The sequence below is a fragment of the Nonomuraea sp. NPDC003727 genome (assembly GCF_053586935.1).
Genome location: NZ_JBSFNE010000001.1, coordinates 450897 through 461682, shown reverse-complemented (window position 1 = coordinate 461682; position 10786 = coordinate 450897). Strand labels below are relative to the sequence as shown.

9 protein-coding genes are annotated in these 10786 nt (G+C 72.8%); 5 read left to right on the top strand and 4 right to left on the bottom strand.

Annotation, left to right across the window (positions count from 1 at the left end; all coding sequences use genetic code 11):
• Positions 1 to 247: 247 nt before the first annotated feature.
• From ACWDLG_RS02380 to ACWDLG_RS02370, 3 genes are read right to left on the bottom strand one after another with little or no spacing between them, the layout of a single operon-like run.
• On the bottom strand, positions 248 to 1207 hold the full coding sequence (locus tag ACWDLG_RS02380; protein ID WP_449915149.1) for an NAD(P)-dependent alcohol dehydrogenase: 960 nt from the start codon (positions 1205 to 1207) through the stop codon (positions 248 to 250).
• A 2-nt stretch (positions 1208 to 1209) separates the two neighbouring features.
• Positions 1210 to 1434: a helix-turn-helix transcriptional regulator gene (locus tag ACWDLG_RS02375; protein WP_354907718.1), complete on the bottom strand. Its 225-nt coding sequence runs from the start codon at positions 1432 to 1434 to the stop codon at positions 1210 to 1212.
• 2 nt (positions 1435 to 1436) lie between these two features.
• Entirely contained in the window at positions 1437 to 1856 is a 420-nt protein-coding gene (locus tag ACWDLG_RS02370; protein ID WP_449915146.1) for a hypothetical protein, read from the bottom strand.
• A gap of 153 nt (positions 1857 to 2009) precedes the next feature.
• Here ACWDLG_RS02370 and ACWDLG_RS02365 point away from each other — a divergent pair, with 153 nt between their 5' ends.
• Together ACWDLG_RS02365 and ACWDLG_RS02360 are read left to right on the top strand one after the other, a co-directional pair.
• Positions 2010 to 3368, top strand: a complete 1359-nt coding sequence (locus tag ACWDLG_RS02365; RefSeq protein ID WP_449915143.1) for an MFS transporter — start codon at positions 2010 to 2012, stop codon at positions 3366 to 3368.
• A 47-nt stretch (positions 3369 to 3415) separates the two neighbouring features.
• The gene (locus ACWDLG_RS02360) at positions 3416 to 4798 is read left to right on the top strand and encodes a carboxylesterase/lipase family protein (RefSeq protein WP_449915140.1); all 1383 of its coding nucleotides are present in this window, start codon (positions 3416 to 3418) and stop codon (positions 4796 to 4798) included.
• Here ACWDLG_RS02360 and ACWDLG_RS02355 read toward each other — a convergent pair.
• Complete coding sequence (locus ACWDLG_RS02355) at positions 4776 to 5699, bottom strand: alpha/beta hydrolase (RefSeq protein WP_449915137.1); 924 nt, start codon at positions 5697 to 5699, stop codon at positions 4776 to 4778. The genes ACWDLG_RS02360 and ACWDLG_RS02355 overlap by 23 nt on opposite strands.
• Before the next feature lie 46 nt (positions 5700 to 5745).
• On the opposite strand from ACWDLG_RS02355, the gene ACWDLG_RS02350 reads away from it, so the two are divergent.
• The 3 genes from ACWDLG_RS02350 to ACWDLG_RS02340 are packed head-to-tail and all read left to right on the top strand — an operon-like array spanning position 5746 to position 10785.
• Complete coding sequence (locus ACWDLG_RS02350) at positions 5746 to 6315, top strand: TetR/AcrR family transcriptional regulator (protein WP_449915134.1); 570 nt, start codon at positions 5746 to 5748, stop codon at positions 6313 to 6315.
• Complete coding sequence (locus ACWDLG_RS02345) at positions 6312 to 8636, top strand: glycoside hydrolase family 3 C-terminal domain-containing protein (protein WP_449915132.1); 2325 nt, start codon at positions 6312 to 6314, stop codon at positions 8634 to 8636. The genes ACWDLG_RS02350 and ACWDLG_RS02345 overlap by 4 nt, the downstream gene beginning before the upstream one ends.
• Positions 8623 to 10785 carry a hypothetical protein gene (locus tag ACWDLG_RS02340; protein ID WP_449915129.1) on the top strand — a complete coding sequence of 721 codons (2163 nt, stop codon included), beginning with the start codon at positions 8623 to 8625 and terminating at the stop codon, positions 10783 to 10785. The genes ACWDLG_RS02345 and ACWDLG_RS02340 overlap by 14 nt, the downstream gene beginning before the upstream one ends.
• Position 10786: the final 1 nt, after the last annotated feature.

Here is a 10786-nt window from a genome sequence, read left to right as displayed (position 1 = left end):
GCATCAGGCCTGCCCGGTCGGGCATCAGGCCTGCCCGGTCGGGCATCAGGCCTGCCCGGTCGGGCATCAGGCCTGCCCGGTCGGGCATCAGGCCTGCCCGGTCGGGCATCAGGCCTGCCAGATCAGGCATCAGGGCAGCCGGCTCGCCGGGGGCCGGCTCGGCGAGCCGCTCGGCCACGTCGCGGGCGTCGACCGGCTGGAAGCGGCTGAGCAGCCGGGTGGAAGGAATGTGACCGCCGATCCGGGGCTAAACGGTGATGACGACCTTGCCCGCCGCGCGTCCCTCGCGCAGGTAGCCGATCGCCTCGGCGGCCTGCGCGAGCGGGTAGGCGCGGTCGATCGCCGGGGTGAGCCGTCCCGCCTCGGCCAGCTCCGTCAGGGCCAGCAGGTCCGCCTGGCGGATGGTGGTGAACAGGGGGTGCAGTTTCTGGCCGACGAACCGGTCGAGGAGCATCATCCGCAGCTGGCGGTCGGTGCCGGTCAGCCATCGTCCGCCGTTCTCGCCGCCGACGACGACCAGCGTCCCCCTGGGAGTGAGGCAGCGGCGCAGGAGTGACAGCCGGCGGTTGCCTCCCGTGTCGACGATGAGGTCGTAGCGGTGGCCGGCGGCGGCGAAGTCGTCACGGGTGTGGTCGATGACCTCGTCCGCGCCGATCGACCGGACCAGCGCGGTCTTCGCGGTGCTGCACACGCCGGTGACGTGCGCGTCCGACACCTTGGCCAGCTGGACGGCGAACGTGCCCACGCCGCCGCCCGCGCCGATGACCAGGACCCGCTGCCCCGCCCGTACGGTGGCCAGGGCCTGGAAGGCGGTGCAGGCGGAGGTGGGGATCGCGGCCGCCTGCTCGAAGGTGAGGGCGGCGGGTTTGGCCACGAGCCGGTTCTGGTGGGTGCCGGCGTACTCGGCGAAGGCGCCCTCGCAGGTGCCGTACACCTCGTCGCCCGGCTGGAAGCGGGTCACGTCGCGGCCGACGGCGGCGACCCGGCCGGCCATGTCCTGCCCGGGGACGCGGACCCGCGGCCTGCGCACGCCCATGGCGAGGCGGGCCAGGTACGGCACGCCGGTGACGAGATGCCAGACGCCCTGGTCGAGGCCCGCCGCGACGACCTGGACGAGCACGTCGTCGTCGCCGACGGCCGGTTGGTCGATGTCGGCGAGGCGGAGCCGGTCGGGCGGGCCGTAGGTGTCGCGGACGATCGCTTTCATGGTCATCCTTCGGTGTCGGGGTACTGGAAGACCTCGTCGAGGGGGGCGCCGAACACGCGGGCGATCCGGAAGGCCATCTCCAGCGACGGTGAGTACCGGCCCTGCTCGATGGCGATGACGGTCTGGCGGGTCACGCCGATGCGGTCGGCCAGCTCCGCCTGGGTCATCTCGCCGTGGGCGAAGCGGAGGGACCGGATCACGTTCGTGACCTTGGTGGGCTTGCCCATGGTCAGAATCCCCGGCGGTAGGCGACGATCTTGGCGATCGACGAGGCGACGGCCGAGAGGGCGAAGGCCAGGTAGAGGGCGTTGGCGATCCAGAAGTGCTCGATCCTCGCCAGCGCCAGGCCGAAGGCGGTCACGCCGCCGAGGACCAGGACGAGGTACTCGACGCGCTGGCCGTGGAGGTGGATGTCGATGTCGCGCTCGTCCCGCTTGCCGGCCTCTCTGGGGGAGGCGATCGCGGTCACGACGCTGCCGGCGATGTTCATGACGACGGCCACGGTGATGGCGGTGAGCAGCGGCCAGACGTAGGCGATGTGGGTGACGTCCGTGGTCGAGAGCTGCCGGAGGATGACGGCGAAGTAGACGATGGGCACGCCGGTCGCGATCGCGGCGTAGATCCAGACGCGTTTCTCCTCGATGGACACGTATACCCCTCATGTAAAAGAAAGTAGACATCGAGGAATGTAAAACATCGCGGACGTGAGGTCAAGAATTCTTGACATCACGCCGACTGTTGACGGTGCGCGGCGGTCGACTCTAGCCTGAGCCATCTACCTATCAGTTGGTAGGTTTTGAATGTGAGGAGCGAGATGGACGACAAGCCCGGCGTGGGGGAGAAGCTCGCCTTCTTCTCAGGAGTGCTCGGCGGCGTGCTCATGGGCGCCGGCTCCGGCTTCCTGCTGCTGTACCTCACCGACGTCGTGGGCATGGGCGCGGCGGCCGTCGGCACGCTGATGCTGGTCGCCAGGATCGCCGACGGCGCCAGTGACCCGCTCATGGGCTACCTCGTCGACCACCTCCCGCCCACCCGATGGGGCAGGTTCCGCCCGTACGTCCTCCTGGGCGCCGTGCTGTGCGTCTTCTGCGTCGTCGCGCTGTTCGTCGTGCCCGCGATGCTGCCGAACGCGCTCGTCGCGGTCTGGATCACCTACCTGCTGTGGGGCCTGCTGCTGGACCTCTTCCAGATCCCGATGACCTCGCTGGTGCCCGCGATCAGCGGCGACCCCCGCACCCGCGGCCAGCTGGCCGCGATCGTCGGCGTCACCGGGCTGTTCGCGGCGGCGCTGGCCACAGGGCTGACCCTGCCGGTGGTGAACGCCCTGGGCGGCGGGACCACCGGCTGGCTCACCTACGTCATCGGCTCGGCGGTCGCCGGGCTCTGCCTCGTGACCGTCATGGTGGCGCGGGTGCGCGAGCGGGTGGTGCCGCTCTCGCCGGAGCGGTACCGGCTGTCGGACGTGCGCAAGGTGTTCTTCTCCGGCAGGGCGGTGCCGATCCTGCTGCTGTCGAAGGTGTCGGTGCAGGCGGCCAGCGGGGCGCTGACGGCGGCGATGCCGTACTTCTTCCTGTACTACATCGGCGACCAGAAGTACCTGTCGGCCGCGGCGTTCGTGATGGCGATCCCGATGGTCGGCGGCGCCGTGGTGGTGCCGGCGCTGGCGCGGCGGGCAGGAGCGAAGCCGCTGTACGTGGCGAGCCTCGGGGTGTCGATCACCGGGCTGGCGCTGCTGATGGTCGTGCCGACGGATCCGCTGCCCGTGCTGGCCTGCTTCGCCCTGACAGGGATCGGGTTCGGCGGTGCGGTGGCGCTCAGCCTGGTGCTGCTGGCCGAGCTCACCGACTACACCGAGTGGAAGCACGGGTTCAGGACGGAGGCGTCGCTGGCGGCGATGACGTCCTTCGCGGCCAAGGCGGGCGGCGGGATCGGCGGCGGCCTGCTGGCCTACACGCTCGCGCTGACCGGCTACCGCAGCGGCGGCGTGGCGCAGAGCGCGGAGACGCTGAACGGGATCCTCCTGGCGCAGAGCCTCGTGCCCGCGGGGATCGGGCTGGTGGGCGCGCTGGCGTTCACGGCCTACCCGATCAGCAGGGCCGTGGCGCGGGAGGCGGCCGAGCGGCTGGCCGAACGGCGCACGGCCGTGGTGGAGCCGGCGTGACCGGCGCGGCGACGGCACGGGGCCGGCGGCCGGACAGGGGAGGGCATGTGATCGTCAAGACCTGGCAGGGTGCCGTGCGGGGACACGTCGAAGGGGGGATCGCCGCTTTCCTGGGGGTGCCCTATGCCGCCGCGCCGTACGGGGAGGACCGGTTCAGGGCGCCGCGGCCGCACGACCGCTGGGACGGCGTGCGCGACGCGACCCGCATGGGCCCGACGCCGCCGCAGCTGCCGTACACGGGAGGGCTGGAGAAGGTCCTGCCCAGCGTGATCATCGACGGCGACGAGATCCTCAACGTGAACATCTGGGCGCCCGCGGAGGGCGCCGGCCACCCTGTCATGGTCTGGCTGCCGGGCGGCGCGCTCACCAGGGGGAGCAACGCGCTCGGCACCTACGACGGGCGCGCCTTCGCCCGTGACGGCGTGGTGCTGGTGTCGGTCAACTACCGGCTGGGCGCCGAGGGCTTCTCGGTGCTCGACGGCGCGCCCCCGCACCTGGGGCTCGCCGACCAGGTGGCGGCGCTGCGCTGGGTGCGGGACAACATCGCGGCCTTCGGCGGCGACCCCGGCAGGGTCACGGTCGCGGGCCAGTCGGCGGGCGGCGGATCGGTGGCCGCGCTCCTCGCCCATCCGTCGGCGAAGGAGCTGATGGCCGGGGCGGTCATCCAGAGCGGTCCGGTCGGGCCGGGACCCGCGGGGTCCTCACGGCGGATCACCGACCTGATGGCCAAGGACCTCGGCATCCCCGCCACGCGGGAGGCGTTCGCCGCCGTGTCTCCGGCGGACCTGCTGGCCAGCCAGGCGCGGACGCAGCGCAGGAATGCGGGCTTCGGGCCCGTGCCGGGGAACGAGCCGGTGGTGTCCGATCCGGGCGCCGCGCTGCTCGACGGCGCGGGTGCGGACATCCCGCTCCTGATGGGGTACACGGCCGAGGAGTACCGGCTGTGGTACGCGCCCACCGGGATGCTCGACAAGGTCACCTGGCTGCACCTGCTGGCCGCGCGGTTGAAGTTCAGGGTGCCGCGGAGGGAGCTCGCCGCGCTCCGGCGGGCGCACCCCGGGGCGAGCAGCGGCGAGATCCTCGGCGACCTGACCACGGAGCTGCTGCTGCGCCGGCCGATGCACGCGCTGGCCGAGGCCCGCGGGGCGCGCACGTGGATGTACGAGTTCGGGTGGCGCTCGCCGGTCCACGGCCTCGGCGCGGCGCACGCGGTGGAGCTCAACTACGTCTTCGACACGCTCGGCACCCCGGAGGCCGAGGCGATCTGCGGGCCGGGCGGTCCGCAGGAGCTCGCCGACCGGATGCACGCCGCCTGGGTGCGCTTCGTCACGTACGGCGAGCCCGGCTGGCCGGCGTGGGAGGAGGGCCGCCCGGTGATGGTGTTCGACTCGCCGGGCGGCGGCGTGGTCAGGCTGCCAGGCTCGCCCTGATGGCCTCGAGCAGGGTCGTCCGCCACTCGCGGGCGACGGGCAGGAGCGCGGTGAGCCCGTGCGAGCCGTGCACCTGCCCCTCGAACTCCCTGTAGGTCACCGGCACCCCGGCGGCCGCCAGCCGTTCGGCGTAGCGGCTGCCGTCGTCGGCGAGCGGGTCGTACTGGGCCGTCAGGATGACGGCGGGGGGAAGGCCGGTCAGGTCGTCGGCGTGCAGCGGGGAGACCAGCGGGTCGGTGGGATCGTGGTCGCCGAGGTAGTTCTCGACGCACCAGCGGATCTCCTTGCTGGTCAGCACGTACCCCTCGGCGTACCTGTCGACCGAGGGGGACGACAGCGTCAGGTCGAGCGCGGGGATCTCCATGACCTGCAGGTTCAGCGCGGGTCCGCCGCGCGCCTTGGCCAGCAGCGCCATGGCGGCGGCGAGGTTGCCGCCCGCGCTCTCGCCCGCGACGCCGAGCCAGCCGGGGCCGAAGTCCTGCGCGGCCGCCCACTCCAGCGCGTGGTAGCAGTCGTCGACGTGGGCCGGGAAACGGTGCTCGGGCGCCAGCCGGTAGTCGACGCTGACCACGGTGACGCCGGTCCCCGCGGCGATGGTCCTGCACCGCGTGTCGGTGTCGTCGGGGTGTCCCGACCACCAGCCGCCGCCGTGGTAGAAGACCAGCGTGCCCGTGCTGTCCCCGCCCGCGCGGTAGACCCGCGCGCCGATGCCGTCGGGCGGGACGGTCACGTCGTAGACCTCCGCCACGCTGGGCGCGGGCTCGACGTAACGCGTGTACGGGCGTTCCTCGGCGGACCGCGCGCGCTGTGCCCGGCGGCGTTCGGCGACGTCGTCGTGCTCCGGCGCGGGCAGGGACGAGTAGAGCTCGAGCAGGGGAACGAGGAGGGGATCGAGTGCCATGACAAAAACCTACCAACTGATAGGTGGTTTTGTTAGCCTTGACTTCATGGCCGCACGCAAGCTCTCCACCGTGGGCGCCGCCCGCCGGGAGCAGATCCTCGACGCCGCCCGCGAGCTGTTCAGCATCAAGGGCTACCGGGGCGCCTCCCTGCGCGACGTGGCCGCCCAGGTGGGCCTCACGCCGGCGGGCGTCCTGCACTACTTCCCTTCCAAGGAGGCTCTCCTGGCCGCCGTACTGCAGCAGCGAGACGACACCGACATCCCCTGGTTCGAGACGACATGGGCGCAAGCGGGCAGCTTCCGCGAGGCGACCCGCGAGCTGATGACCCGCAACATGGCCGCGGCAGGCGTCATGCGGCTGTTCGTGACCCTGTCCGCCGAGGCCGTCGATCCACGACACCCCGCCCACGAGTTCTTCCGGCAGCGCTACCGCACCAGCCGGGAGCTGTTCTCCAGCACCCTCGACAAGGCCAAGAGCAGGGGCGAGGTGAGCGACACGGCCATGGGGCCCGTGCTCATCGCCGTGCTCGACGGCCTCCAGACCCAGTGGCTGCTCGAACCCGACTTCGACCTGCTCGCCTCCCTCGACGACTACCTGGACACGATCGCCCCGTGAACGACCTGACCATCGCCGAAAAGGCGTCGCTGACCTCCGGCGCCTCCCTCTGGACCACCAAGCCCGTCGACCGCGCCGCAATCCCCTCGATCACGTTGAGCGACGGCCCGCACGGGGTGCGCCGCCAGATCGTCGGCGGAGACCATCTCGGCATCGGGCACAGCATCCCCGCCACCTGCATGCCGCCCGCCGTCGCCCTCGGCTCGTCATGGGACGCCGACCTGCTGCGCAGGGTCGGCGCCGCCCTGGGCACCGAGGCTCGCTCGCTGGGCGTGCAGGTGCTGCTCGGCCCCGGCATCAACATCAAGCGCTCGCCGCTGTGCGGGCGCAACTTCGAGTACCTGTCGGAGGACCCGCTGGTCAGCGGCGTGCTCGGCGCGGCGCTCGTGGAGGGCCTGCAGTCGCGCGGTGTCGGCGCGGCGCTCAAGCACTTCGCCGCCAACAACCAGGAGACCAACCGGCTGCGCGTCAGCGCCGAGGTCGACGAGCGCACCCTGCGCGAGATCTACCTCGCCGGGTTCGAGCACGTGATCAAGCAGGCCCGCCCGTGGACCGTGATGTGCGCCTACAACAAGGTCAACGGCGAGTACGCCTCGCAGAACCGCTGGCTGCTCACCCAGGTCCTGCGCGAGGAATGGGGCTTCGACGGCCTGGTCATGTCCGACTGGGGCGCGGTCGACGACCGGGTGGCGGGCGTGCGGGCAGGGCTCGACCTGGAGATGCCCACCTCGGGCGGCGTCACCGACGCGCAGATCGTCGAGGCCGTCCGCGACGGGCGGCTCGACCCCGAGCTGCTGGATCTCGCGGCCCAGCGGGTGCTCGCGCTGGTCGCGCGGGCGCAGGCCGCCCAGCCCGAGGCGGTACGGGCCGCCCGCGCCGGCGCCGCCCCTGGCGCCTTCCCGCACGCCGGCACGCCGGACTTCACCCGCGCCTACGAGGCGGCCCAGGCCGGCGGCGCGGTCGCGATCGCCGTGGCGGGCGCCGAGGAGCACCACCGGCTGGCCCGCGAGGTCGCCGGGCAGTGCGCGGTGCTGCTGAAGAACGACGGCGTGCTCCCGCTCGCCCCCACCGCCTCCGTCGCCGTCGTGGGCGAACTCGCCCGCACCCCCCGCTACCAGGGCGCGGGAAGCTCGCAGATCATTCCGACCAGGCTCGACGACGCGCTGAGCGAGATGCGCGCCGCCGCAGGCGCCGACCTGCCCTTCGCGCCCGGCTACCGGCTCGACTCGAGCGAGCCCGACGACGAGCTGGTCGCCCAGGCCCGCGCCGTCGCGGCGGCGGCCGACGTCACCGTGGTCTTCCTCGGCCTGCCCGAGGGCGAGGAGTCGGAGGGCTACGACCGCACCCACCTCGACCTGCCCGCCGGCCAGCGCGCGCTGCTCGACACGGTGACCGCGACGGCCGCCAGGACCGTGGTGGTGCTGTCCAACGGCGGCGTGGTGACGGTGTCGGAGTGGGACGCGAAGGTCGCCGCGATCCTGGAGGGCTGGCTGCTCGGACAGGCCGGCGGCGGCGCCGTCGCCGACATCCTGTTCGGCGTGGTCAACCCGTCAGGACGGCTGGCCGAGACGATCCCGCTGCGCCTGGAGGACACCCCCAGCTACCTCAACTTCCCCGGCGACCCCGACGAGGTGCGCTACGGCGAAGGCGTCTTCGTCGGCTACCGCTACCACGACGCCGTCGACGGCGAGGTCAGCTACCCCTTCGGCCACGGCCTGTCCTACACGAGCTTCGCCTACTCCGACCTGACCGTGTCGGTGACGGGAACCGACGAGGAGATCGCGGTCGAGGTGGCGGCACGCGTCACCAACACCGGCGGCAGGCACGGGCGCGAGGTGGTCCAGCTCTACGTGTCGGCGCCGAGCGCCACGGTCAGGCGTCCGGTCAGGGAGCTGCGCGGCTTCACGAAGCTCGCGCTGGAGCCCGGCGAGAGCGCCGAGGTCCGCTTCACGCTCGGCTACCGCGACTTCGCCTACTTCGACGTGGCCGGCGGCCGGTGGCAGGCGGAGTCCGGCACGGCGCGCGTCCACGTGGGCGCCTCCTCCCGGGACCTGCGCCTGTCCGCCGATGTCGGCCTCGACGTGGCCGGCAGGCGTCCCGTGCTCACGCCGGACTCGCCGCTCGGCGACTGGTTCGCCGACTCGGCCGGCCGTACGGCGCTGCTCGACGTGGTGCGGGAGCCCTCCCGCTTCCTGACCGACGACTACGTCAAGACGATCGGTTCGATCCCGCTGAGCCGTCTGGCGCGGTTCCCCGGCTCGAAGATCGACCCAGAGAGCCTCGAGGAGCTGGCGGCGAGGATGCGCGATGATCGACCGTGAGCGGCTGGTGCGCGGCCACAACGTGGTGGTGACCACGTGGCATCCTTCGTCCACGCTCAGCGTGGGCAACGGTGACTTCGCCGTCAACGTGGACGTCACGGGGCTGCAGACCTTCCCGCACGCGCACGAGCTGCTGCCCAGGCCGGTCCTGGTGACCGACGAGCACGGCGTCAGGCGACTGCCGGCGCGGGAGTTCGACCTCGACGACTTCCCCGTGCCGCTGCGCGTCCAGTCGACGTGGGGCTGGTACGCCACGGCGCCCGGCCGGCCGTACACGCTGGACGAGGCCGCCACCGGCTACCGGACCAGGCGCGGCGAGGTGCGCTACCCCGACGGCCTGGGCCCGGTGCCGGAGGCGGCGGCGTGGCTGTACGCCAACCCGCGCCGGCTCGACCTCGGCAGGCTGGGGCTCGACTTCGCCGGCCGGCAGGTGGGCCTCGGCGACCTGACGGCCACGCGCGTGGAGCTCGACCTGTGGACCGGGTGCGTGCACGCGCGCTTCACGGTGTTCGGCCGCCCCGTCGAGGTGTGGACGGTCGTCCACCCGGACCGCGACCTGGTGGCCACCCGGGTGCGGTCCCCGCTGCTGGCGGACGGGCGGTTGCGGCTCAGGCTGTCCTTCCCCGATCAGGCCGACCCGCTGCTGGAGGGCGAGAAGCTGCTCCAGGAGACCGTGTACGGCGAGGCGTGGGCCGAGCGGCGGGTCGGCGACGCCCGGTACGTCGTGGAGGTGGCGACGGACGGCGTGCTCGGCCCTGAGCTGCTGATCGGGACCGCGGCGGACGAGCTCACCGCCACCGCCGCCTTCGCCGCAACCCGCGCCGCAACCCGCGCCGGCGACCGGCCCGCCTCCGAGCCGACCGCCGGAACACCCACCGGCGACCGGCCTGCCTCCGAGCCGACCGACGGAACCCGCGCCGGCGACCTGCCCGCCTTCGAGGAGGTGCGGCGGGTGGCCGCCGCGCACTGGCGCGACTTCTGGACCCGCGGCGCCGCCGTCAGCTTCGAGGGCAGCTCCGACCCCCGCGCCCGCGAGCTGGAGCGCAGGGTCGTCCTGTCGCGCTACCTCACCGCCGTCCACTGCGCGGGCACCATGCCGCCCCAGGAGTCCGGGCTGGTCCACAACTCGTGGGGCGGCAAGTTCCACCTGGAGATGCACTGGTGGCACGCCGCCCACTTCGCCGTGTGGGGGCGGCCCGACCTGCTCGAACGGAGCCTCGGCTGGTACCGGGACGTCCTCGGCGCGGCCGGGGAGACCGCCCGGCGGCAGGGCTACGCGGGAGCCAGGTGGCCCAAGCAGGTCGGCCCCGACGGGCGCGAGTCGCCGAGCGACATCGGCGCGTTCATCATCTGGCAGCAGCCGCACCCGATCTACTACGCCGAGCTGCTCCGGCTGAACGGCGGCGGCGACGCCGTGCTGGAACGCTACCGGGAGATCGTCCTCGAGACCGCCGCGTTCATGGCCGACTTCGCCGAGGAGGACGGCGGCACCTACCATCTCGGCCCTCCGGTCGTGCCCGCCCAGGAGACCTACTACCCGGACCGGGCTCGCACGGCCGACCCGACGTTCGAGCTGGCCTACTGGGCGTGGGCGCTCGGCGTCGCACAGGACTGGCGGGAACGGCTGGGCATGGGCAGGTGCGCCGCCTGGGACGCCGTCATCGACGGCCTGGCCAGGCCGCCGGTCCGTGACGGGGTCTACGCGGCGGTGGCGGTCGAGCCGTACACGGTCACCGACGACCATCCCTCGATGCTGATGGCGCTCGGGTTCGTGCCGGAGACCCCGATGATCGATCGGGACACGATGGCCGCGACCTACGACGACGTGCTGGCCCGCTGGGACTTCTCCAGCACCTGGGGATGGGACTACCCGGTGCTCGCCATGTGCGCCACCAAGCTGGGCCGGCCCGAGGCGGCGGTCGACGCGCTGCTCATGGACACACCCAAGAACCGCACACTGGCCGGCGGGCACGTGCCGCAGTTCCGCGGCGGGCTGAGCGTCTACCTGCCCGCCAACGGCGGCCTGCTCGCGGCGGTGGCGATGATGGCGAAGGAGGGCGGCTTCCCGCGCGACGGCACCTGGAGGGTCAGGCAGGAGGGGTTCGGCGCCTTCCCGACCGGCACGGTGAGCTGTGCACCCGCACAGTAGG